The organism is uncultured Hymenobacter sp. (assembly GCF_964242765.1).
Taxonomy (GTDB): Bacteria; Bacteroidota; Bacteroidia; order Cytophagales; family Hymenobacteraceae; genus Hymenobacter.
This window is the reverse complement of sequence record NZ_CAXTBM010000006.1, coordinates 111,508-134,154: the sequence shown is the minus strand read 5'-3', so window position 1 is coordinate 134,154 and position 22,647 is coordinate 111,508. Positions and strand designations below refer to the sequence as shown.

Below are 22,647 nucleotides of genomic sequence, written 5' to 3'. Positions count from 1 at the left end.
GGCTGCGGGGCGAGACCCGGGCGGCGGGGGCCATGGAGAAGCGCGTCGAGTACGACCTGCAATACATCCAAGACTGGTCGTTCGAGCTCGACATAAAAATCATCGGCCTCACCGTCTGGAACCTGCTCCGAGGCGAGAAGAACGCCTACTAGCAACGGCTAAGCCCACGGTGATAGAAGCGGGATTTACACAACTGCTTACAATCAGTGCGGCTCCTTCCAAGTTTGGGTTGTAACGAGACAAGTTCAACTTGACTTGCTGCCACTCTATGAGGTCTGAAAAGCGAGTATGACGTATAAAATAGGTTTGTTTATATATTAAACTTATTATATATTTACAGTTGTACCCAGCTAGGCTACGGCTTTTAGCAGTTCCCTGCTCTGGTGGTTATTTGCGGAGAGGTAGTGTTGTTCATACTCTCGGTGACGGGCGGCTCCCTGCGCTTCTCCACCTCACTTCCCTAAGGTTTGCTTTTGCCTCCGACTACTGTTGCGGAGATGTTTCAAGTATGTGCTGTTGTGCGGAGCTACTTCCGCTTTCTGACTCAATAGGAGGCGCCAGCTAAAGCGAGCCTCCACTGATTGCCAAGCGAATGGAAACACGCCCCACTCACTCCGAAGAGGTTAATCTGCATGAGCTGTTTTTTCGGTTGCGCAGCTATTGGCTTTGGTTTCTTATTTCCCTGTGCTTCACTATGGCGGCGGCTTGGCTGTACCTCCAAGTCAAGACCCCGGTTTATAGCTTCCGCGCCACCATGCTGCTAGGCGACCAGAACCCCGGCTCGAAGCGCATTCAGGAGTTGTTGCAGTTGCTGGAAGTGAAGCAGAAAAGTGTGCAGTTGGAAGATGAGGTTGGCGTGATGACCTCGGCCGCCATGGTGCAGCGCGCCTTGAATCAATTGCCTTTCGCGGCCTCTTTCTTCAGTGTGCCGGCTAATTGGCTGAACACCTTCGGCAACGTGCAGGTGCGGGAGCAGGCCGCCAGCAACATACCGTTTCAAGTAACTCTTGCCCCGGAAAAGCCCCAGCTTACCAATGTGCCGATCTATGTGCAGGTGCTGCCGGAGGGGCGCTATCGGGTGCAGGCCGAAGCCAAGCTGGGTGAACTGCGCAACCTGGCTACCGGCGCCTTGATGGGCCAACGGCAAGACTTGCACCTCGACCAAGTAGTACGCGCCGGCCAGCAGCTGCAACACCCGTTGCTTACGGCCGTGTTTGCTCCCAACCCCGAGTATGCGGGCAGCACGGCAGCGCGGTATTACTTCCAACTGCGCGACGTGTCCCAGCTTACTGCCGACTACCAAAACCGGCTGAAGGTGCGCCCGCTCGACCGGGAATCCCGCATCATTGAGTTGAACATCCAGGGCCCGGTACCGGCCAAAGAAATTCAGTTTCTGAACGCCCTCATGACCACGTTTGTGGAGGACGACTTGCAGCAAAAAAACCAAATCGGCACGAAAACGGTGGCTTTTCTGAACGCTGAGCTAGAAAAGCTGGCCGCGCCCCGGCAACGGTCGGCGGCGGCCCTTAGCTCTTTCCGCGCCAGCCACGGCATGGTCGATGTGGGGGTCCAATCGGCGGTGGGCATCAAGCAGCAAGGCGAGCTGGAAATGACGCGGGCCCGCGTAGCAACCAACCGCAAATACTACGAAAGCCTGCTGCAAGACTTGCAGGACAACGAGTACGGCACAACGAGTACCGCCCCGAGTGGTGCCGGTATCGACGACCCCGCTTTGCTGGCCCTAATTCAGCAACTGGCGGCACTCAACAGCCAGCGGGCCGCCTTCAGCGTGAGTGGTAGCAGCATCAACCCGCAAGTGGTTATGCTGGACGAGCAAATCAGCAGCACGAAAGAGTCGTTGCGGGAAACGCTCAGCAACCTGCGTCGCGCCGCCGACATCTCCCTCCGCGACCTGAATCAGCAGCTACGCAGCATCCGGAGCCGGATGAATGAAATGCCGGAAAACGAGCGCCGTTTGGCGCGGCTCGAAACCAAGAAAACGTTCAACGAAAAGCATTACAACTTCCTGGTTGAGAAGCGCGACGAAGCCGCCATAGCGCTGGCCACCAACGTAACCGACAAAAAGATAGTTGACCAAGCCACGCAGGTTGGAGTTGGTCCAACGTCTTCCAAAAAGCCCCTGGTGCTACTACTAGCCCTTTTGGCGGGGTTGGCGGTGCCGGGCGTGGTGGTGCTGCTACGCCACAAAACCAGCCGCTTGATACATAGCCAAGAAGATTTAACGCGCATCACCACTATTCCGCTACTGGGCGTGGTGGCGCATGGTACGCGCCAAGACAAGCAGACAATGCTGCAAAATCCCAAGGGCCCTATTACGGAATCATTTCGCTCGATTCGGGTGAACTTTCAGTATCTGCTGGCCGGGCTCGACAAGCGGGTGCTGGGGGTCACATCGTCGGTGCCGGGCGAAGGCAAAACCTTTTGCGCCGTGAACCTGGCCGCCGAAATGGCAAAAGGCGGGCTGCGCGTGGTGCTGTTTGAATGTGACCTGCGCCGCCCGACAGTGGCAAGCTATTTCAGTTTAGCGCCAGATCCGGTTCACGGCCTGAGTACATACGTAGATGGCCAGAGCACCCTCGCGCAAATTTGCTGTGCTAGTGGCATCGAAAACCTCGACCTGATACCGTGCGGCCCTGTTCCTTCCAACCCGACTTTGTTGCTCGAAAGCCCACAGCTTGCCGAGTTGCTTCAGCACCTGCGCCACACCTACGACTACATAATAGTTGATACACCGCCGGTTGGCTATGTGGCCGAGTTTTTCGTTTTGCAGCGGTATTTAGACGCTAGCCTCTACATCGTGCGTCAAAACTACACCGACCGGGGGCTACTCAGCCACGTTAGCAACTTGTATCAGGAGCGAAAAGTGCAAGATATATTCTTGATAATCAATGATGTGCATTTCAATAAAACCTATGAGTATCGATACAAAGAAAACGCTTACGCCTACGACACACGAGTTTAAAACTCTCGTATGTGGGGTGCCAGCCCTAGTTACTGGTGGAGCTTCACTTTCTTTGGAGAGCCTGCATGCCTATAGTTATAATTTATCTGGGTATTTGTAAAATTCTGTAAATTCAAGCATTCGTCTTACCTCTCACATTGCGTCCTCTTTTGCGTCCTCGCCTATTCTGCTTGCTTTATTGATTGATGGCTACCTCTTCTCCAACCCTTGCTTCCGCAGCGGTGCGCGGCGTGCAGTGGACGACGGCGGCCTCGGTGGCCAATGCCCTTATGCAAATCGGCTACACCGCCGTTATGGCCCGCCTGCTAGATCCTGCCGCCTTCGGACTGGTGGCTATGGCGGGCTTGGTGCTGCGCTTCGGCAGTTACTTCGCTGAAATGGGGCTGGGCCACGCCCTGGTCCAACGCGCCGAAATCACGAAGCGAGATATCCGGGCGGCTTTCACGGCGTCGTTGGGGTTGGGAGTTGGGGTGGCCGCCCTGGCTTGGCTGCTGGCGCCGCTTTCGGTGTATTTTCTTGAAAACGAGGCCGTGGTGCCACTGGTTCGGTTGCAAGCCCTGGGCTTTGTGCTGGTGGGGCTGAGCATGACGTCAGTGAGCGTGCTGCGGCGCGAAATGCGCTTCGACTCCATTGCCAAGGTTGAAGTAGCAGCCTACATTTTCGGCTACCTGGGCGTGGGTGTGAGCATGGCCTGGGCCATTCATGCCGGCTATTTGCCTATTGCGGGCGTGTGGAGTTTGATTGCCGCTAGTTTGGCGCAGCAATTCTTCGTGATGGTAGCCAGCTACGCGCTGGTGCGTCACTCGGTGCGCTTTATTTTCAGTTGGGTGGCGTACGCGCCGCTGCTGGGCTACGGGGGTCGGATGTCGGTTATCAGCTTTCTGGAATTCATCAACGGCAACCTCGATACGCTGCTGATCGGGCGCCTGCTGGGCTCGACGCTGCTCGGCATCTACAACCGGGCCTACATGCTCCTGTACTTGCCTATGTACTTTCTAACCAACAGCTTGGCCCGGGTAGCCTTCCCCACGTTCAGCAAAATCCAGACGAACCTGCCCCGCGTGCGGGCCCTTTATCTAACCAGCAGCACGCTGGTGGCTACGTTGGTGCTGCCGCTGTGCGCCGGCGTGGCGGTGGCTGCTCCCGAACTGGTGCAGGTCTTGCTCGGCCCCCGCTGGTCGGCCTCGGTGCCGATTCTGCGGGTGCTCTGCCTCTCGATTCCGTTGAGCATGACCACGCTTTTTGCTGGGGTCGTGGCTGATGCGCGGGCCAACCTCCGCCAGAAAGTAATTCTCAACGTCGAGTTTATGTTGCTGCTCACAACTTTGTTCTGGCTACTGAAACCGTATGGGCTGGTGGGCATTGCCGCCGCCATTGGCACGGGCGAAGTGGTGCGCACCTTCCTGTATATGCGCGTCACCCACCACGACCTAGGTATCCGCTACACCCGCTTACTGGCTATGTATCTACCGGGCCTGCTGAATGCGGCCGTGGTGGGGGCGAGTATTCTGGGGGTTTCTTTCCTGATTCGTTCGGTGATTATCCCGCCCCTGTTTACGCTGGCCCTGCAAATGCTAACGGGTGCCGTGGCGCTGGGCGCAATGGTACTGCGTTGGCCATCAGCGGAGTTACGGGGGCCGTTGCAACAGTTGCTTGGTCGTTTGCGTAGCCTGTCCGCTTTGCCTCCCGGCGGCCAGGCACTACTGCTCCGCTACGAGGTTTACCTAGAGCAGAACCGTCCGATTTTTCCGTCTTTCGAGCCGCTGGCACCTACTTCTGCGCCATGAATATTCTGCTTGCTTCCACGCTGGTTCCGAGTGCCCCGTCGGGGTTGCGGGTGCACTACGAGCGGCTGGCCGAGCACCTGCGCCGCGAGGGCCATATGGTTACGCTTGTTACGCCAGACAGCCAACGACTCCTGGTGCGCCGCAGCATTGGCGCCGTGCGGCGCGCCCTCAAGCTGCTGCTCGGCCGCCTCGGCAACCAGATTGGGGTTGAGCTCGGCTACATCGCCGAAATCTACTTTGCTATCGACCGCAGCATACCCTACGACGTGGTGAATGCGCAGGACGTGAGCAGTGGCTGGGCAGCGCAGTTGGCCCTGGGCGGCCGGGTGCCGGTCGTCGTGACGGGCCATTTCAACGATCATCCGGCCGAGGAACTGGTGCATCAGCGGCACTTTAGCGGCCTTACGGTCCGCTTCCTGCACCGTTGGTACAACTTTCTGCTCCGGCGCACCCACTTCTTTATCGGCGTTTCCGACTACGTGCGGCGGGACAGTGTGCCGTGGCTGGCTCCCGATGCGCGCCATACCGTGGTTTACAACGGCGTGGCCATGAACCCACCAGCGCCTACTCCGCTCCTGGCGGCCACCAACTTGCGCCAGCAGTTTCCGGGGCGGCCCATTCTCTTGAACGCCGGGCAGTTGGAGGCCCGCAAAAACCAACGGTTTTTGATTCCGGTGGCGGCGGAGCTGCGGCGGCGCAACGTCGATTTCGTGCTGGCGCTGGTCGGCCGGGGCGAGGACGAGGCCTTACTTCGACAGCTAATCGAAGAAGCGGGCCTCACCAACCACGTATTCCTGCTGGGTTACCACCGCGACGTACTGGCCCTGCTACGCACCGCCGATGTGTACGTGCACACCGCCCTGCGCGAAAACTGCCCGCTGGTACTCATCGAGGCCATGGCGGCCCGCTGCCCGGCCGTGGCGCTGGCGGTGGGCGGTGTTCCGGAGCTGCTGGCTCCCACACCCGAAGCTCTCATCGACCCCGCCGCGTCGCCCGAGGTGCTCGCCCACCAGCTTGAAATTCTGCTGCAATCGGCCACGCGCCGGGCGCAGTTGCAGCAAACGCAGCACACTTTTGCCGTCCAGCACTTCGACTCCGCGGTTATGCTAGCCGGCACCTTGGCCTTCTTCCACGAAGCCCGCCGTACCCTGGCCTTGCCGCCCCTGCCCTCCCCCACGGCGGCCGTCGGGCCCCCGGCCTACGCCTACGCCCTTGCCGCCGAAGAGTAGCCCTGCTATACCTCTAGTTCTGCCCTCCTTATCCGCGCTTCGGTTCTATGAAAATCAATCTTCGCTTTCTCCTGATTCTGCCCATGCTGGCGGTGTTTTGCACCAACGCCGTGTTTTGGGAGTTTGCTTTCGGCTACATGGTCGACCAGGAGCCGGAGCAGCTGAAGTACCTGAACTACGCCCTGCTGGCCAGCTCATTGGCGGCCGTGGTGCTGTACTGGCGCTACATGCAGCCCCTGATTCAGAAATGGTTTATCGGGTGGGCGGGCGTTGTGGGGTGGCTGATGCTGGAGTCGTACGCCGGCTGGGATTCGGTACTGGTGTATCCGCACGTGTTCAACAAGTTCTTCGTGCTACTCAATATCTTCGGTATTTATGCTTTTCACCGGCGCTTCGGCCTGCCCTCGTTTCAACAGCTAATCAACGTGCTGCTGGTGATGATGCTGGCCAACTTGCTGCTGTTTCACCGTGATTCACTGAGCTTGAACGCCTTCGTGGAAAACGAGCGGGGCTTCAACTCGGGCTCGGCCTACTTGTTTGTGTTGGTGGCTTTGTTCCACCTGAACGCCTATCTGTTGCGCGGCTCTTTGGTTTCCCTGCTGGTCTTCTTGCTGTGCTTGCCGCTCATTGTTTTCCTGCAACACCGCTCCGTCTGGATTGCCACCCTCATTGCCGTACCACTTGATTTACTGCTGCTGCGCTGGGCGCGGGTGGCCCGCTTCTCCACGGCCAAGCTCACGCTACTCATAGGACTGCCGCTGGTACTAGGCTCGTTGGGCGTCACCATGATAGTGCTCGACAGTCCGGAGGTGGTGGCGCGCTTCGAGGAAAGCCTCGACGACATTGCCAACGCCGACAAGCAGGGCACCGGCAGCTGGCGCCTCAAGCAGCTGGAATCGTACCTCCCGCTGGTCGAGGAACGCCCCGTTGCGGGCTGGCGGCTAGAGGGTTTCGAGGTGCCCATGCAGTTCTACGACCCGAGCAGCGACGCCCCCATGTGGGCCGACCGCACCGGCCACCACTTCCACAACTTCTACCTCGACCGGCTCTTTTACTTCGGTTTCCTGGGCGTGCTGCTGGTGCTGCTGGTGCCCATTATCAGCGTCATCAAGCGCCTGCACCAGTCGCGCATCGTGACGGCCGATACGGCGGTGCTGCTCTCGTTTTTTGGTAGCTTAATTGTGTTCGGCACTTCCTACGACTGGTCGACTTACCACTTTGGGCTGATTGGGCTGATGCTGGCGGCTATTGCGCAGCCCTTAGCCATGACGCCTCCACCGGGGCCCAGTGCGCGGCCCGCGGCGTTGCCCGAGCCGCTGCTGTATCAGCCGTGGGAAGTGCCGGCGTAGGGTTAGGGACCATCCGAAGGACAAGAAGCAGCCTTGTTTAAGTGGGCTCTTAGTTGTTGCTCTAGTTTTTGTCTGGTTTACAACGCGTTTCATCTCCAGCCAGCGTGCTTAGCTTCCTTTTATGAAAGTTCTTTGGCTTGCTCCCTTTCCGCATCCTTCCGAGCCCGCTGCGCACCCCGTGCCGTGGGTGGGCACGCTGGCGGATTCACTGAAGCGCCAGCCGGGTGTGGAACTCACCATCCTGAACTGGACGCACCGCTTGACCACTGATGTCGAGGAATTCGACCGCGACGGCATGCACTTCATTTACTTGAGAGTGCCTAAAGTACGCCTCGACATTCTCACGCTCTACCAGCGCCGCATTGCCATCGTCAGGAGATACCTGCGTCAGCACTACCAACAATACGATTTGCTGCATCTGCACGGCTCGGAGTTGCAACTGCCCGCCATGACGGCCGGGCTCGAAATACCCATGGTGCTGTCGGTGCAGGGCATTGTGTCGGAGTACGCCAAGGTGGTGCCCAAGACGCTTTCGATGCTGAAGTTTCTGTGGACCATGGCCGGTGTCTACGAGACGAAATACCTGCCGACGGTGCCCAACTTCTCGTGCCGCACCAATTGGGACAAGTTCCATACCGCCCGCCTGAGCCCCGGCTGCCGCATTTTTCACAACTGGGAAACCATCCGGCCCGAGTTCTTCGCCGAAGCCGCCCGTCCGGCCCCGCCGCGGCCCACTCGTCCGCAGGCGCTGTTTGTAGGCGGCAAGCAGGAAATCAAAGGGTTCAAAGAAATGCTGATGGCCTTCGACCTGATTCGGCAGCAAGCCCCGGAAATGAAGCTGGTGATTGTGGGCCGCTTGGAAACCGCCGACGTAACCGCAGTAGCGCAACGCTACCACCTGCGCCACCTCGGCCCCGAGGAGGTAGAGTGCCGGCCCTTCCAGTCGGGGGCGGAGCTGGCGGTGCTTTGCCGCGAGTCGTTCTGCTTGCTGCACCCTTCCTACATCGACAACAGCCCCAACAGCGTGTGCGAGGCGCAACTGATGGGCTTGCCTGTCGTGGCTTCCAACGTGGGCGGGGTCGGCTCCTTGATTCGGGAAGGCGAAACCGGCTTGCTCACCGACCTCTCGCCGGCCACCGTGGCCCGTCAAACGCTGCGCCTCTACCATGACCCGGCCCTGTGGCAGCGGATTGCCACCCAAGCGCAGGCGGAAGCCCAACTTCGGCACGATACCGACACCATCATTCAGAACACGCTGGCCATGTACCGCAGCATTCAGTTACCCAACAGCCAGCCGGCTACCGTATCTGCCATGGCGCTGGCCTCGTCGTAGCGCGCGCAAAACCTTGTATTTATTCTGTCCTTGCTATCCTACTTCCCTATGCCCAGTTCATCTACTCCTGCCTCCGAAGCGGCCTTAGCCACACCGGTGCTGCTTATCATATTTAGCCGCCCCGACACCACACGCCGGGTGCTCGATACGATCCGGCAGGCGCGCCCAACCCGCCTGTACGTGGCCGCCGACGGTCCGCGCCCCCACCGCCCCACCGACGCGGTGCGCTGCGTTGAAACGCGGGCAGTTATCGAGGAAGTGGATTGGCCCTGTGAAGTATTCACGCTTTTTCACGATGAAAACCTGAACTGCGGTCGGGGCCCTATAACGGCTATGAATTGGTTTTTCAGCCACGAGCCCGAAGGTATTATTCTGGAGGACGACTGCGTGCCGTCGCCGAGTTTCTTTTCGTTTTGCGAGGAACTGCTGGCCCGCTACCGCGACGATACGCGCGTGATGCACATCGGCGGCAACAATTTCGGCAGCGAAGCCCAGTTGCCGCTGGCGCCGGACTCTCCTTCCTATCATTTTTCGGGGCAGCGCAACAGTTGGGGCTGGGCTACCTGGCGCCGCGCCTGGACGCTCTACGACTACGAGATGCGCAACTTCCGGGAGGCGGTAGCAACCGGCGCTTTCGAGGGCGTATTCACCAGCCAGCTAGAAAAGCGCTACCGCCTGGGCAAGATGGCCGCGGTGCTGAAACTCCCCGCCCCGGCCGACGTGTGGGACTACCAATGGGAATACACCATTGCTATGAACTCGGGTCTTTACATTGTGCCGGCCGTAAATCTGGTGGGCAATATCGGCTTCGGCAACAACTCCACCCACACCCACGACGAAGGCGACATGATGGGCGCCCAACCCGCCACCGATCTTGCGTTTCCATTGCACCACCCCCGCTACGTGCGCCGTGACTACCTGCGCGACCGGCAGCGCTTCAACGAGTTCTTCAAGAGCCGCCTAGCTGCCATCGTGCGCCGCTTGTTTGCCGGCCAGAAGCCCGTGGCCGGCGGCTTGCAAAGTCCCACGTCCTCGAAATCAACGGCGAAACCGGTCCCCGCTAACGTGCTTCCGTCATGAAGATTCTACTCTCCGCCTACGCCTGCGACCCCGACCAAGGCAGCGAAGAAGGCAACGGCTTCAACTGGCTCTGGGAAACGGCCGCTTTGGGCCATGAAGTCTGGTGCCTGACCACGCCCCGCGGCCGCCTGAACTTGGAAAAGCGCTTAACTGAACACGCCACCGACCCCACCGCTGCCCGCATTCACCCCGTGTACGTGACGGTGCCGCCCAGCATCGACTACCTCTACCGGTGGCAGTTCGGGGTGTACCTGCACTACCTCGCGTGGCAGCGCAGTGCCTGGCAAGCGGCCCAGCAACTGAATGCGCAAGTTGATTTCGACTTGGTGCACCACGTCACTTACAACAGCCTGCAAATGGCTTCGTGGCTGTGGCGCCTGAAAAAACCACTATTGCTGGGCCCTTTGGGCGGCGGCATGCAGGCCCCGGCTTCGTTGCGCCGCTACCTGCCCGGCTGGTTTAAAACCGAGACCATGCGCAACGTAATCAGCCAGTTGCTGGTCACGTTCGACCCCAACGTGCGCCAGTCGTTGCGCCACGCGGCGCTGGTGTTTACCGCCAACCGCGAAACGGACAGCCTAGCCCGGCAATTGGGTGCCCGCCAAACAAAACTGGCAATGAGCGTGGCCTTACCCGCCACCTTTTTTCCGACGCAGTACCCACCGCGGCCGGCGCTAGCGGGCCGGGAGCTGCGGATTTTGTGGCTGGCCCGCTTGTTTCCGCGCAAGGGCCTGCCCCTCGTGCTCGATGCGCTGGCGCAGGTAAACCCGCGGGTGAAGTTTCACCTCGACATCATGGGCGACGGCCCGGTGGGGCCGCTGGTGCCCAGCTGGATTGCGGCGGCCAACTTGCAAGACCGGGTGACCTGGCACGGCCGCGTGCCTTACAGCGCCGTCCGCAACGCCTACCTCAGCCACGACTTGTTTATGCTGTGCAGTTTGCGCGATACGTACGCCGGGCAGTACATGGAGTCGATGGCGCTGGGCTTGCCCATCCTCACCCTCGACCACCACGGCGCCACCGACTTCATTCCCGATGCTGCCGGCATCAAAGTCGCCGTAGAATCGGCTGAGGCAACGACGGCGGCCCTGGCCCGCGCCGTGGAACACCTCTACGACCATCCGGCGGAGTTGGAGCGCCTGGGGCGCAACAGCTTCACTTTCGCCGCGCAGTATTGCTGGCCCAAGCTCGTGGCGGGCTTGCACCAGCAAGCGGCCGCGCTGGCCCCGGAACTAGCCGCCCTAGCGGCTCCCTGTCCTGCCCCAACTGTTGGCAGTCCGGCATTAGTCGCTCCTGAATAAAGTATCATCTTCGCTCCACGACGGCCTTTTTTGCTTGTCTTATGCTCTATGTTGTTATCCCCGTTTTCAACCGCAAACACTTCACCCGGGCGTGTTTGATTTCCCTGCGCCAGCAAACTAGCCAGGCGTTTCGCAGCATCGTGGTGGATGATGGCTCCACGGACGGCACCGATACGATGCTGGCCGAGGAATTTCCGGAGGTGGAAGTGGTAACCGGCGACGGGAACTTGTTCTGGACTGCCGGCGTGAACCTCGGCATCCGGCGGGCGCTGGAGTTGAGCGCTACCCGCGTCATGACCCTCAACAACGACGTGGTAACGCACCCAAGCTTCATGGCCCAGATGCTGGCCGCCGCTGACCGCAACCCTCAGGCCGTGCTGGGCGCGCTGGAACTGGATGCGGCTACCGGCCAGGCCATCTACGGCGGCGAGCGGCTCGACTTCCGCACCAACACCCGCCACGACCTGCTCGTGGAACTGCCCGCCGACCAGCGCCGCCACCTGCAACCCGTCACTTACCTACCCGGCCGCGGCCTGCTTATCCCCAAAGCGGTTATTGATAAAGTCGGCCTCTTCGACGAGAAGCGCCTCCCTCACTACCTCGCCGACTTCGATTACACCAGCGTAGCCCGCCGTGCCGGCTTCCCGGTGTTCATCAACTACGAGGCGCAGCTTAGCACCTACCCCGAAGAAAGCGGCCAGACCCTCACCCGCAAACACCGCAGCCTCAGGGGCTACTACCAACACTTGTTCGGCATCCGCGGCGGCGGCAACATGTTGAATTTCACTTATTTTGCCCTGAAGAATTGTCCGCCGCTTTATCTGCCGTACTTCCTGCTCAATGGCTATGCCCGCCGGCTGGTTGGCTACTTCTTGCACTAGGTGTACTTGCGAAGTGATGAGTTCAAGAGTGGTCTTTCACACTTTCTCATCTTCGCTAGATCAAAGAGGACGGGTTTTTAACCTATTTGTTTTCCAACTGCTTCTATTTTATTGCCTTATAATTTCTCCTGCAAGGCCTCTACGGCACCGGCCAAGTACACTAGGGGTGCATTCCAGTTGATGGCAATTTCGTTGGAGGCATACGAGCACACATCGTCCGCGTAGGCCATATCCGCCGTGGTAAATTGGTATTGACACTTATCCTGTTGGCCGGGGTTGGGGCCGCCCATCAGGAAGCCAGGTAGTGGCGCTTGTACTTTGTCGCCTTCGGACAGCCGATGATGCGGATGCTGCGGGGTCTTGGCACCGTAGCCAGTCACGAAAGAAAACCCTAATGCGTTGCGGCCCAATAAGTAATCCAGATTGGTAAGGGCGTAGTGCAGGTATTTTTGGTTGCCGCTGATTCGGTAGGCCTGAACAAGCGCAATACCTTGGTTGCCCGCGTTGGAGTTGCTGCCCCACGTGAAGTCACGGGCAGTTTTGCCCATTACGGTCTGGTAGGCGCGCGTATCGCTGCCCGCCGCGAGGGAATCGGCTAGCGTCTGGATTTCTTTTTTCGCTTTGGCTACGTCTTTCTGGGCTTTAGCAGGAAGCTTGGAACCCAGTCGGGCCAGGGTGTAGTAACCGAGCGCCCGCACCTGGTTCCAACTCGGCAGCGACAGTGTGCCTTCGGGCAGGAGTTGGATGGCTTGGTAGTACTTGTCTTGTTTGGTGGTGACGTACAATTCAGTGGCCGCCCAACTCCACTCGTCCTGCACGTTCTGGTCGCCGTAGGTGCCGGTGGCTATGGCGGGCTGGAACTGCTTGTTCAGCGCATCTTGCTCGTAATACACTGCCGGATGCGCAATAGCCCAGTCCCAGGCGCGCGTGGAAGCCCGCAAGCAAGAATCGGCCAGGCCTGGTAGCTGCCGGTCGAACTGGCGGAAGATGCGGCTCGACTGCGCCAACACGGCCGCAAAATCGAGAGCGGCGGCGGTGCTTTTCTGCACTACGTAGCGGGGCGTCCGGCACTCGGTGGGCATCACCATGCCGTCGAAGTTGGCGTTGGTGAGTTTGTGGTATACGCCCCCATCGTTGGGGTCTTGCATCGAGAGCATCCACCGCAGATTCCACAACGACTCATCCACAATATCAGGAATGGCGTTGCTGCTTTCCGGAATCTGCGCTTTCAACTGCGCGCCGTACGCCGGGAAATCTTCGTAGAGTGAAAGCAACGTGCTGAGGGTGATGCCGGAGTTGACGATGTACTTGTTGTAGTCGCCGGCATCGTACCACCCCCGAGGCGAGGAAATAACCGTGCCGGCGGGGCGCGCTTTGCTGGCCGCCGAAGGGTGTACCAGCACTTGGTTGTCGGGGTGGCCCAGGGGCCGGTTCCACGCGCCGGCGTAGGTGGCCGGCAACGCCGTGGAAGCCCGCTGATAATAATAGCTCTTCAAAGCGGCCACCGCCAACGGTGCGTGCACGCGCGGTTGAATCTGGAAGGAGTAAGAATAGCCCAGCGTTGGAACAGACAGCACATAGGTACCCGCGGCAGTGAACCCCGAGAAGTCAGCCGTTCGCACCTCCTGGTTTGAAAACTTGTTGCGCCGCTGTTCTCCCAGCTCGCCAGTGAAAACGGTGGTAGCTCGGTCGGGCGTGGTGACGTAAAATTTGCCGGCGGCCGCGCCCACAACCACCGCTACTTTAGGAGCCGCCGGATAAAAACCTATCTGGTTGAGTTTGATGCTCTCCGCTAACTGTTGAGCATAAAGTGGAGAAGTGAAGGCCCCTAAAAAGCTTGAAAAGACAATAGATTTCAGCAGAAAGGTCATGGATTGAAGTTGCTAATTGCGTTCAGAAGTGCGTATTTGCTTGCAGTAGAAGAAGTGCAGTGGATTATTTACCGGCTTTCAATCACCTTAACTTCTTGTGCTGTTGTAGGAGTTTATATAGTCTTCGGTGGACTAATAACGCTGACACAAATAAAAAAGCCGCTTCCAAGCAGCCCCTTGTCCAGCACGTGCTCCATTTTGCCAGTGGATTGAAATTTTCCCCGGCTGGTGAAGTTGCCGTTGGGATAGAGGCTGCCCCCACCTAAGTTCCGCATTGCGCATTCTGACGGGAATTCACTAAGCTGCGTTGAAAGCAATAGCAACAACTCTATTCCAGGGTTGAACTGCACTACTTATCGAAGCTGCCAACCAGAACCAACCTTCCTTCTGGCTTACCGAGCACTTCACGTACTGATCAATTCGTCTGCCACATGGCCAAATCAAACCGCACTTCCATTGCCGATCTAGCCCGGCAATTAGGTATATCTCCTTCCACCGTGTCGCGGGCCCTCGCCGATCATGAGGGCATCAGCGAAGCAACCAAAGACCGGGTTCGGCAACTGGCCCAGGAACTGCACTACCGCCCCAACCAACTCGCGGCGGCCTTGCGCAAAGGCCACAGCAAAACGCTCGGCGTGATTGTACCCCACATCCGGGGCTACTTTTTCCCGGCCGTCATGAACGGCATCGAGAAGATTGCCAGCCGGGCGGGCTTCAACGTGATGATGTGCCAGTCCAACGAGGAATTGCGGCGCGAACAGCAGAACATCGACACTTTGTTGGCCGCGCAGGTAGAAGGGATTCTGGTTTCCCTTTCGGCCACCACCCATAATGAAGTGCAGCATTTCGAGCAGGTCCGGCAGCAGGGCACTCCGCTGGTATTCTTCGACCGGATGGCCGACATGCCGGGCATTTCCGCTGTTGTTCTCGACGATTTTCAAGGGGCTTACCGCGCCGTGACCCACTTAATTGAGCAGGGCTGCACCCGTATTGCTCATTTGGCTGGCCCCCAGCAGCTCAACACCAGCCGCAACCGCTACTTAGGCTACGCGGAAGCCCTCCGTGCCCATGGCCTCCCGGTAAAGGAGCAGTGGGTGTATCACTTACCTGAACTCACGCATGACGCTGGTCGGCAAGCAATGGAACACCTGCTAGCCTTAGACGATGAGCTCGATGCTTTTTTTTCGTCTTATGCCATTCAGACGGTAGGAGCGCTGGAGGTACTTCAGGAGCGAGGGGTGCGCGTACCGCAGGATTTCGCTATGGCTTGCTTCAGCAATGACCCGTTCACCAACATGACGCAGCCCCGCATCACGGTAGTCGATCAGCGGGCCGAGCAGATGGGGGAAACGGCAGTTCAATTGCTGTTGCAGCTCCTTAAGCGGGGCCCTAGCTATACGCCGCCGCCCCTGGTACTAAAGCCCGAATTAATTATCCGGGCGTCGTCGCTGCACAAGGGGCAGTGAGTTTGTCGGCTGGTTTGGCGAGGCAGAGGCGGGCAAAGTCAGCTTGCCCTCTCCTGGCTAAATAGACTCGAATACCGCTGGCTGGCAATTAATAGGAAGGCCGTGCTGCTAGCGTGGCAGAACTATTTGTTGTGGGGCTCGGTAGGCGGAGTGCTGAAGCCGGCTGCGGTGCTTGGCTTAGCGCCCGACTTCTGCTGCTTCGGCGGCAGCCAGAATTTCTTTGGCTTCGGCTAGCAACCGCTCACCCCGGTTGAGGTGCTGGCGCGCAATGAAAGCAAAGAGCACTAGAAACGAGAGGATAGGCAGCACCCAGCCCAGGATAAACCAAAACCAAAACGAGCGGCCATAGCTAGCTGCGCAGTAACCGGTGAGCAGCGGCAGCACTGAATAAGCGCATAAAAATCCAAATCCGGATACGAGCAGGTAGACAGGCATGGCAGCAGCAACTATACGTTCTAAGGTAGGCTTTCCGGCCGCCTATTGCAAGCTAAGCCTGGGTTTTCGTTTACTGATAACTCGAAAAAACGAGGAAAGTTGACGGAAATCGACGGAATCTTGCCAGCCTAAAAACATAATCTTCGTAAGCATTTTTTCGTACTTGCCCGCATAGCCTCTCGCTTCGTCTCTTTCCGCCCTGCCCTTGCCTGTTTTCCAAATCCCCTCTATGTGGGACCACCAAAGCTTATTTCGCGTGTCGGCCCAATTATTTGCCGATGGTATCTTCAATCTGCTCGACCGTAATCTGAAGCCCGAAGTATTTCTGCTAGGGCTGGCCTCGGCCCGCGAAACCGATGAGCCGCAGGCCGTGGTAGTGGAGCCCGCCACCCTGCGCTACTCCCCCACCAACTTCGCGGGCGTCAAGTCCCTGGCGGCGGCTCTGGAGCCCGATGGCCCCCGCGACGTGGTGTATCACCTGCACCCCGACGACCACGACCGATACGAAAAGCTGCGCTGGTACGCCCTGTTGCAGCGCGCTACCGAGCAGACGCTAACCGAACTAACTACTGCTCAGGTTGAAGACCGGGTTAGTTTCTGCTCGGTGCCCATCAGCCTCTACGGGTATCTGGTGGTGATTGTGCTGCAACTCTCGCGCGAGACGTACGAGGCCTACTACACCTTGCCCGTGCTCAGCACCGGCAACCGGCCTACCTCGCTGGTAAATGCTACGGTGCAGGAGTTCTTGCAAGACTGTAGCCGCGCTTTGCGCGAATCCGATACCGACGACGACCGGCCCGTACTCGACCGTGACTACAACGAGGTGCTGCGCGCCGCGGGCCGCAGCTTTATGCTGCGCGTGGCCGCCGGCACGCACGGCCTTTACGATGCCTGCAACGGCGTGGCCGCCCTCCGCCACGAAGGCGACGAAGGCGTGGGCACGATGCTGGTGGCTCGTCGGCATCATCCGGCCATCGTGTCGGTGCTCACGCTGGAAAGCCCGATTCCGCTGCGCGACCACCGCCGCATACGGAAGCTATTGGAGCTAAGCGAAGACCGAACCGCTTTGGTTTCTGATGCCACCGACGTGTTTGGCCTCGGCTACCTCGTGGCCCCCGACGACCAAGCCTACGAGCCCATTTTCACCGTTCATTTCACCCGCCACTACAGCTGGGAACTCACCCACGACAATCAACTCATGATGAAAGTGGTATCGAACACGCCCCGCCTTCCCCAGGGCCGCGTCGATGCTAGCAACTTCGCCAAGGCGGTGCAACGGGTGTTCCCTTACCTCGATGAGGTAGCCATTGATTATCTCTGGGAGCTAACCCAACGGGCCACTTCGCAACCTACCGGCACCATTCTGGTGGTCTCGGAAGGGGCCGCCCAGGAGGCCGCCCGGCTTACCCGCCAGTGCTTTCGCGTGGTTCCCCGCCTGATGACGCCTTCCGTTTTGCGCCTGGTCACCAACATCGACGGCGCCGTGCTCATCGAGCCCAACGGCAACTGCTACGCCATCGGCGCCATTCTCGATGGCCTCGCCACAGAAAAAGGCGACTCTTCCCGCGGCTCGCGCTACAACTCGGCCTTGCGCTATGTGGAAAGCAGCCATTATCCTTGCCTGGCCGTGGTAGTGAGCGAAGACGGCCTCATCGACTTACTCCCACCACGGCGGTAAGACGACAAGCTTGGTGTTTTATCAGGGAAAGATTCACATCAACCATCTGCTCCCTAACAAAGGAAGAACCTGCTTATGTAGGCAGGTTCTTCCTTTGTTAGGGAGCAGTGCTTTTAAACAACTTTCTTTCCTTGCCACTTAGCCATTCACGCTGCCCATCATCTGCTCGGGGTAGCGCTGGCCGGCGGCCACGTTCTTAGGAGCTATTTCGTCGAGTTGGTGTAGTTCATCGGAGCTTAGCTGCACGTCGAGCGCGCCCACGTTTTCCTCTAGGTACGGCACGCGCTTGGTGCCGGGAATGGGCACGACATCGTCGCCCTGGGCGAGCACCCACGCCAAGGCGAGCTGGCCGGGCGTGCAATTCTTTTGGACGGCTAGCTCCTTGATACGGGCTACCAGATCGAGGTTCTTTTGAAAATTCTCGCCCTGAAAGCGGGGCGTGTGACGGCGGTAGTCGTCGGGAGCCAGGTCCTCGAAGCGCTGGATCTGGCCGGTGAGGAAACCCCGGCCCAGCGGCGAATACGGCACGAAACCAATGCCTAGCTCGCGGCAAGTTTCGAGTACCTCGTCTTCGGGGTCACGGCTCCAGAGCGAATACTCGCTTTGCAGAGCGGCAATGGGGTGCACGGAACTGGCGCGGCGCAACGTGCCCGCTGCGGCTTCGGAGAGGCCCAGGTACCGCACCTTGCCTTCCTGCACCAAATCTGCCATCGCCCCTACCGTTTCCTCGATGGGCGTATTGGGGTCGACGCGGTGCTGATAGTACAGGTCGATATGATCGGTGCCGAGGCGCTTCAGACTGGCCTCGCAGGCCTGCCGTACGTATGCGGGCGTACCGCTAATGCCACGTACGGACGGGTTACTAGGGTCGCGGAGGATGCCGAATTTAGTGGCTATGGTTACTTGGTTGCGTCGGTCGCGGAAGGCTTTGCCTACCAGTTCCTCGTTTTTGAAGGGGCCATACATGTCGGCCGTATCAAAGAACGTAACGCCCAGGTCGGTGGCCCGGTGCAGGGTACGGATGCTTTCGGTATCGTCGGGCTGGCCATAGAAATCGGACATGCCCATGCAGCCGAGGCCGAGGGCAGAAACCGTGAGGCCGGAACGGCCAAGCGTGCGGGTTTGCATAATGGTTGTGAGATGAAGGGTTTCCCGCACAGAAACGTAGCGCGGGCGCGGAGGTTGGCGGCCGGCGGCCAGCGTTGCGTCACAAAACAAGCGCTGCCAACCTCCGCGCCCGCGCTACGTTTCTGTGCGGGAAGCCACAGGAAACCCACACCGCACCATGTCGACGCCCAAACCCACTTTCGATACCGATGCCCGCCTGCGCTGGGTGGAAAGCATTTCCCGCCTTATGGACAGCCAGTTCCGCGTGCCTGGTACCACCTGGCGCTTCGGCCTCGACCCTATCATGAGCTTGATACCCGTCGTGGGGGGCATTCCTTCCTTGGCCGTATCGGGCATTCTGATTCTGACCATGATGCGCCACGGTGCCAGCGGCAACCTAGTGGTGCGTATGGCTATCAACGTGCTGCTCGACACCATCATGGGTGCGATTCCCATCATCGGCAACATCTTCGATTTTGCCTATAAAGCCAACGACAAAAACGTGCGCCTGCTCCGCGCCCACTATGCCGAAGGCAAGTACCAAGGCAGCGGCAAAGGCTTGTTCGCCTTGGTAGCTGTTGTGTTTATAGGGCTAGCAGGAGCTGTTTTGTGGGGTGGTATCGAGCTGTTTTCGTGGCTGTTTCATCAAGCGCAAGGTTGGTTCTAACCACGCACGGCTGGAAGGAACGGGGCCCCTCAGAACTGGAATCCCAGGCGCACCACGGTCATGTTCTCGTTGCGGGAGAGGCCATACGTGCCCACGAGTACAACCCGGCGAAACGGCTCCACCCACAAACCCCCACCATAGCCGTTGTGCCACGTATCGGATTTCTCGCCATCAATCCACACCCGGCCTACGTCGTGGAAGCCAAGCACCCCAATTTTCATTGACACCAGCAGCGTGTTCAGCGTTCCGAGATACGCTCTGAATTCCAGGTTGTTGTAGATGCTGTTCTCGCCCGCAAACCGCGTACGGCGGTAGCCGCGCAAGTTGGAAAGACCACCGAGAGTTGCCGCTTGATAGAACTCGTAGTCGCTGAAGTTGAGCGTGCCGCCAACGCGGGCTGCCAAGGTTAAACCAGGCCAAACGGCAGGCGTCCAGTACCCCGCCGCTTCCGACGTAAGCTGCGAGAGGTCCTGGGCCATGCTGCTCACTCCCCGCAGGCCCGTGTATTCCGTGGTCCAAAACACGCCTTTGGTAGGGCGCCAGTCGTTGTTGCGCGTGTCAAAAACATAACCGGCCTTCAAGCCGGCGTAGTGCCGGGCTTTGAACATCGTGGCCATGAGGCCGTTTTCCTCGGCCATCTGTTCAACAAACCGCCCCCGGGTCTGCTCTACCCGCACCCGCTGGTACGTGGGGCCGGCGTAAAACTGATGCAACCCGATCCGGCGGCGCAACAGGGCTTGCAACGCCACGTTGTTGTAGCGGACTCGGTAATAGCGGATGCCAGCCGCCTTATCGAAGCGGGTTTCGTTGCCGAAGCCGAAAAAGTTGCGCACGTAGTTCGGGGCCTGCAAATCGGCCCGAACCACTAAATCGAGCTTTCTCGTTATTTGATTGAAGTCGCCGGCGTAGCGAAAACTGTAGGCGCGGGTGCCAAGCGCCACGTTGGCCTGTAGGCGGTGCACCGCGGCCCAGGGCGCTTTGCGAAAGCCTGGCTGGCGTATTTCCACCCCGGCACCCAGAAACAGCCCATCGTCGGGGTTATAGGCCCAGGGCAAGAGCGGGCCCACATACCCATAGCGAAACGCTTGACGGTTGTAGCTGTTGACCAGCGAATCCGCGGAGGTTCGGTCCCGACTTTCCGAGTTAAGCTGCAACTCATTGCCGGTGGGCGTATCGTACACCAGGGTGTGCCGGCCCAGGCCCGTTACGCGGGAACGGTCGATGAGCACGTCTTCGCCCTCGCCCCCAATCAGGCGGATAGTGGGGCTTTTGTCTACCTCCCCGCTTACCTCCATTTTGTCGGGGCCACCGTAGCCATACAAGCGAATTTCCTGGGTTTCGCCGGTCAGAAAGGTGCGCTCATAAAAGGGCGTTCCCGTCGCTTCACCACTGGCCGCCAAGGCGTATATCCTAACGCGGGTTTGAGCATCGTCTAGCCGTTCGATTTGAAAGTATTCGGGTTGGTTGCTGCCCGTGACGTCCACCTCGCGGGTCAGAAACCGGTAATACTGCTCGGCGTAGGTTGGCAAAGCATCCCGGTTGGCTTTCAGATTGGCCACGATAGTCGGGCCGGACAACTGGTAGATGGAGTCGGGTAGCTGGCGAATGGCCTTATCGATGACGTCGTCGGTGAGGCGGGTTTGCATCTCCCGCGCCACGGTCACCCACTCTTCCCGCGTGGGCTTGGTTAGGAAAGAACGGTCGAAATACCGGGCGCTAAACATGAACGTATTCACGTTGCGCATCGAGCCATCAAACCCCTGCACGGCGGGCACGGCCCAGTTGCGGCTCGCCAGGTTGGGCAGCAAACCCTGATTCACGAAAAAGGCCTGGTCCCGGTCGCGGGGCACGGCGCGCAACAGCAGGCCGCCCGTGGGCTGGGCGTACGCCAGCCACCGCCATTGGTCTTCGTGTCGGTCGAAGTCAGCCACCATTACATCGAACAGCCGGGCCCGCACCAATTCGTGCTGATCGACTTGGTTTTTCGAATCGGTGCGCAGCAGTTCGAGCACCTTGTCGGTGCTGTAGTTTTTTTCCAGCGTGCGCCCCGTAAACGAAGCGGGCACTTGCGGGTCGCGCTCCTCAAGAATAGCCAGTGTGTTGGCGAATAGCAGTTTAAACTCGCCCAGCCGTTCATCATCGGGCACGTACACGAGTTCGGGATTGGTGTGGCCCACTCCGGCAGCTTCGGCCAAAATCGGAATGGTTAGCGCGGCATACGGATGCGCCGCCGACACCTGATCCTGTACCACCTTCGCCGCCAACGTATTGCGTAGTTCCTCGCTCAGGACTTGCTCGGTGTTCTTCTCGATTGACCGCAACACGTATTCGCGGCCGTTGGCGGCCCGCAAACGCAACGTCTTGGTTTGCTTGCCGCCTCCTTGCTTGAGCGGCTGCAAGCCTCCCTGGGAAGTGCTTAGGTTCAAAACTGGTACGCGAACCTGTTTCTGCCACTCCTGCCGGTAGTTCCGGCCTAAAAGCCAGGTTTTGAATTTGCCTGCCTGATACTGCTGGCTGGCTTTCACTACCACACTTTCCTGCTGCTTGAACGGCAACGGGCTCTGCTGCGCGGCCGGCGCAGGCACGGAAGAGGTGGCAATGGAGGGAGAAGTGGTGGGAGTTTGAGCGAGAGCGACCGAGATAGTTTCAACGCCAAGCACAGTAACAAGTAAAAGTATCCGCATAGTTTGCTGAGTTTAGAAGGAAGGCATAATTCTTTCAGTGAAGCCGCCACCTAAGTAGCTGGCGTGAAGAACATTCTCTTTACCGCTGGGCCACAGACGACGGCAACTGGCGGGTATTCCACGAAACATGGGCGTGCATTAGTGGCCTAATTAACGGCGCAACAGCATTTCGCACAGTGATTAAAACCACCGTTTTGGGCCGAGGAAGTTTCTGCTTCTCGATGCGCTCCACGACCCCAGTGAAGGTGCGGCCGGGCATTTCGGCAACCCGAACTAGCACCGGGTCGCAGACGCGGACGGAACGCCCAACCTGCGGCGATACTGCCAGGGGCACCTGCACCTGAGACACGTCTTGCAGCGTAGCCACGCACGTACTCGGCCGCAGCCGGTAGCCAACCTCTACATTTCTCTTCACCAAGAACCCGGAACGCGGGGCTAGCAAGTAGTTCCGGCTGAACTTGCCGGAACGGGAGTCGCTTTCAAGGAATTTCAACAGAATCTGTCGGCCCCGAACGTAGTCGCCGTCGGCAAAGAACACTTCCCTCACCCAGCCGTGCCCAGGTGCCATCAAGGGTAGAGTACGAATGGCTTCCACAGTGCCTTTGGTAGTTACCAAGCCGTTGTTTGAACGGTGGCTTTTCGCCGGCCCAAAAGCTGTTGATAACGCAATAGAAGCATTCTGGTGCTGGTACTGGGCTCTTAGCGGATACCTCAAGGCGGCCCCGAACAGAATGGAAGAAGCAAAGAAAGAGAGGAAAATTAAACCCATAAAATCCTCGATTGGGCATGTAACAAA

The 22,647-nt window shown here is 59.0% G+C and carries 17 protein-coding genes; 12 read left to right on the top strand and 5 right to left on the bottom strand.

What is annotated here, in order from left to right; all coding sequences use genetic code 11:
• Nucleotides 1–32 precede the first annotated feature (32 nt).
• The 9 genes from ACFE7X_RS04250 to ACFE7X_RS04210 all read left to right on the top strand — a co-directional run bounded on the left by ACFE7X_RS04250 (nt 33) and on the right by ACFE7X_RS04210 (nt 11,943).
• The gene (locus tag ACFE7X_RS04250; protein WP_375434418.1) at nt 33–152 is read left to right on the top strand and encodes a sugar transferase; all 120 of its coding nucleotides are present in this window, start codon (nt 33–35) and stop codon (nt 150–152) included.
• 440 nt (nt 153–592) lie between these two features.
• Entirely contained in the window at nt 593–2,983 is a 2,391-nt protein-coding gene (locus ACFE7X_RS04245; RefSeq protein ID WP_375434415.1) for a polysaccharide biosynthesis tyrosine autokinase, read from the top strand.
• Nucleotides 2,984–3,168: 185 nt separating this feature from the next.
• A complete protein-coding gene (locus tag ACFE7X_RS04240) occupies nt 3,169–4,770 on the top strand; it encodes a lipopolysaccharide biosynthesis protein (RefSeq protein ID WP_375434414.1) in 1,602 nt (533 codons plus the stop codon).
• Nucleotides 4,767–5,999, top strand: coding sequence for a glycosyltransferase family 4 protein (locus ACFE7X_RS04235; RefSeq protein WP_375434413.1), 1,233 nt, complete (start codon nt 4,767–4,769; stop codon nt 5,997–5,999). Before ACFE7X_RS04240 ends, ACFE7X_RS04235 begins: the two co-directional genes overlap by 4 nt.
• A 47-nt stretch (nt 6,000–6,046) precedes the next feature.
• The gene (locus ACFE7X_RS04230) at nt 6,047–7,348 is read left to right on the top strand and encodes an O-antigen ligase family protein (protein ID WP_375434412.1); all 1,302 of its coding nucleotides are present in this window, start codon (nt 6,047–6,049) and stop codon (nt 7,346–7,348) included.
• A 121-nt stretch (nt 7,349–7,469) separates the two neighbouring features.
• A complete protein-coding gene (locus ACFE7X_RS04225; RefSeq protein ID WP_375434411.1) occupies nt 7,470–8,681 on the top strand; it encodes a glycosyltransferase family 4 protein in 1,212 nt (403 codons plus the stop codon).
• Nucleotides 8,682–8,729: 48 nt separating this feature from the next.
• The gene (locus ACFE7X_RS04220) at nt 8,730–9,761 is read left to right on the top strand and encodes a nucleotide-diphospho-sugar transferase (RefSeq protein ID WP_375434410.1); all 1,032 of its coding nucleotides are present in this window, start codon (nt 8,730–8,732) and stop codon (nt 9,759–9,761) included.
• The gene (locus ACFE7X_RS04215) at nt 9,758–11,062 is read left to right on the top strand and encodes a glycosyltransferase family 4 protein (protein ID WP_375434409.1); all 1,305 of its coding nucleotides are present in this window, start codon (nt 9,758–9,760) and stop codon (nt 11,060–11,062) included. Before ACFE7X_RS04220 ends, ACFE7X_RS04215 begins: the two co-directional genes overlap by 4 nt.
• Nucleotides 11,063–11,103: 41 nt before the next feature.
• Complete coding sequence (locus tag ACFE7X_RS04210) at nt 11,104–11,943, top strand: glycosyltransferase family 2 protein (protein ID WP_375434408.1); 840 nt, start codon at nt 11,104–11,106, stop codon at nt 11,941–11,943.
• Nucleotides 11,944–12,059: 116 nt separating this feature from the next.
• Here ACFE7X_RS04210 and ACFE7X_RS04205 read toward each other — a convergent pair whose 3' ends face one another.
• Nucleotides 12,060–13,814 (bottom strand): glycoside hydrolase family 9 protein, encoded by a 1,755-nt coding sequence (locus ACFE7X_RS04205; RefSeq protein ID WP_375434407.1) that lies wholly within the window; start codon nt 13,812–13,814, stop codon nt 12,060–12,062.
• 431 nt (nt 13,815–14,245) lie between these two features.
• Here ACFE7X_RS04205 and ACFE7X_RS04200 point away from each other — a divergent pair, with 431 nt between their 5' ends.
• On the top strand, nt 14,246–15,280 hold the full coding sequence (locus ACFE7X_RS04200; RefSeq protein ID WP_375434406.1) for a LacI family DNA-binding transcriptional regulator: 1,035 nt from the start codon (nt 14,246–14,248) through the stop codon (nt 15,278–15,280).
• Between the two features lie 177 nt (nt 15,281–15,457).
• Here the strand turns inward: ACFE7X_RS04200 and ACFE7X_RS04195 are convergent, their stop codons facing one another.
• On the bottom strand, nt 15,458–15,715 hold the full coding sequence (locus ACFE7X_RS04195; protein WP_375434405.1) for a hypothetical protein: 258 nt from the start codon (nt 15,713–15,715) through the stop codon (nt 15,458–15,460).
• Between the two features lie 205 nt (nt 15,716–15,920).
• Here ACFE7X_RS04195 and ACFE7X_RS04190 point away from each other — a divergent pair, with 205 nt between their 5' ends.
• Nucleotides 15,921–17,393 (top strand): DNA integrity scanning protein DisA nucleotide-binding domain protein, encoded by a 1,473-nt coding sequence (locus ACFE7X_RS04190; RefSeq protein ID WP_375434404.1) that lies wholly within the window; start codon nt 15,921–15,923, stop codon nt 17,391–17,393.
• A 138-nt stretch (nt 17,394–17,531) separates the two neighbouring features.
• Here the strand turns inward: ACFE7X_RS04190 and ACFE7X_RS04185 are convergent, their stop codons facing one another.
• Nucleotides 17,532–18,521: an aldo/keto reductase gene (locus ACFE7X_RS04185; RefSeq protein WP_375434403.1), complete on the bottom strand. Its 990-nt coding sequence runs from the start codon at nt 18,519–18,521 to the stop codon at nt 17,532–17,534.
• Between the two features lie 157 nt (nt 18,522–18,678).
• Between ACFE7X_RS04185 and ACFE7X_RS04180 the strand changes: the two genes are divergently transcribed.
• On the top strand, nt 18,679–19,167 hold the full coding sequence (locus ACFE7X_RS04180; protein ID WP_375434402.1) for a DUF4112 domain-containing protein: 489 nt from the start codon (nt 18,679–18,681) through the stop codon (nt 19,165–19,167).
• A gap of 29 nt (nt 19,168–19,196) precedes the next feature.
• Here ACFE7X_RS04180 and ACFE7X_RS04175 read toward each other — a convergent pair whose 3' ends face one another.
• The gene (locus ACFE7X_RS04175; RefSeq protein ID WP_375434401.1) at nt 19,197–21,851 is read right to left on the bottom strand and encodes a BamA/TamA family outer membrane protein; all 2,655 of its coding nucleotides are present in this window, start codon (nt 21,849–21,851) and stop codon (nt 19,197–19,199) included.
• Between the two features lie 79 nt (nt 21,852–21,930).
• The gene (locus tag ACFE7X_RS04170; protein ID WP_375434400.1) at nt 21,931–22,620 is read right to left on the bottom strand and encodes an efflux RND transporter periplasmic adaptor subunit; all 690 of its coding nucleotides are present in this window, start codon (nt 22,618–22,620) and stop codon (nt 21,931–21,933) included.
• Between the last annotated feature and the right edge of the window lie 27 nt (nt 22,621–22,647).

Bases quoted from the DNA above. Each gene is read 5' to 3' on its own strand.
- ACFE7X_RS04250 (WP_375434418.1), top strand. From the start codon at position 33: ATGGAGAAGCGCGTCGAGTACGACCTGCAATACATCCAAGACTGGTCG.
- ACFE7X_RS04245 (WP_375434415.1), top strand. From the start codon at position 593: ATGGAAACACGCCCCACTCACTCCGAAGAGGTTAATCTGCATGAGCTG.
- ACFE7X_RS04240 (WP_375434414.1), top strand. From the start codon at position 3,169: ATGGCTACCTCTTCTCCAACCCTTGCTTCCGCAGCGGTGCGCGGCGTG.
- ACFE7X_RS04235 (WP_375434413.1), top strand. From the start codon at position 4,767: ATGAATATTCTGCTTGCTTCCACGCTGGTTCCGAGTGCCCCGTCGGGG.
- ACFE7X_RS04230 (WP_375434412.1), top strand. From the start codon at position 6,047: ATGAAAATCAATCTTCGCTTTCTCCTGATTCTGCCCATGCTGGCGGTG.
- ACFE7X_RS04225 (WP_375434411.1), top strand. From the start codon at position 7,470: ATGAAAGTTCTTTGGCTTGCTCCCTTTCCGCATCCTTCCGAGCCCGCT.
- ACFE7X_RS04220 (WP_375434410.1), top strand. From the start codon at position 8,730: ATGCCCAGTTCATCTACTCCTGCCTCCGAAGCGGCCTTAGCCACACCG.
- ACFE7X_RS04215 (WP_375434409.1), top strand. From the start codon at position 9,758: ATGAAGATTCTACTCTCCGCCTACGCCTGCGACCCCGACCAAGGCAGC.
- ACFE7X_RS04210 (WP_375434408.1), top strand. From the start codon at position 11,104: ATGCTCTATGTTGTTATCCCCGTTTTCAACCGCAAACACTTCACCCGG.
- ACFE7X_RS04205 (WP_375434407.1), bottom strand. From the start codon at position 13,814: ATGACCTTTCTGCTGAAATCTATTGTCTTTTCAAGCTTTTTAGGGGCC.
- ACFE7X_RS04200 (WP_375434406.1), top strand. From the start codon at position 14,246: ATGGCCAAATCAAACCGCACTTCCATTGCCGATCTAGCCCGGCAATTA.
- ACFE7X_RS04195 (WP_375434405.1), bottom strand. From the start codon at position 15,715: ATGCCTGTCTACCTGCTCGTATCCGGATTTGGATTTTTATGCGCTTAT.
- ACFE7X_RS04185 (WP_375434403.1), bottom strand. From the start codon at position 18,521: ATGCAAACCCGCACGCTTGGCCGTTCCGGCCTCACGGTTTCTGCCCTC.
- ACFE7X_RS04180 (WP_375434402.1), top strand. From the start codon at position 18,679: ATGTCGACGCCCAAACCCACTTTCGATACCGATGCCCGCCTGCGCTGG.
- ACFE7X_RS04175 (WP_375434401.1), bottom strand. From the start codon at position 21,851: ATGCGGATACTTTTACTTGTTACTGTGCTTGGCGTTGAAACTATCTCG.
- ACFE7X_RS04170 (WP_375434400.1), bottom strand. From the start codon at position 22,620: ATGGGTTTAATTTTCCTCTCTTTCTTTGCTTCTTCCATTCTGTTCGGG.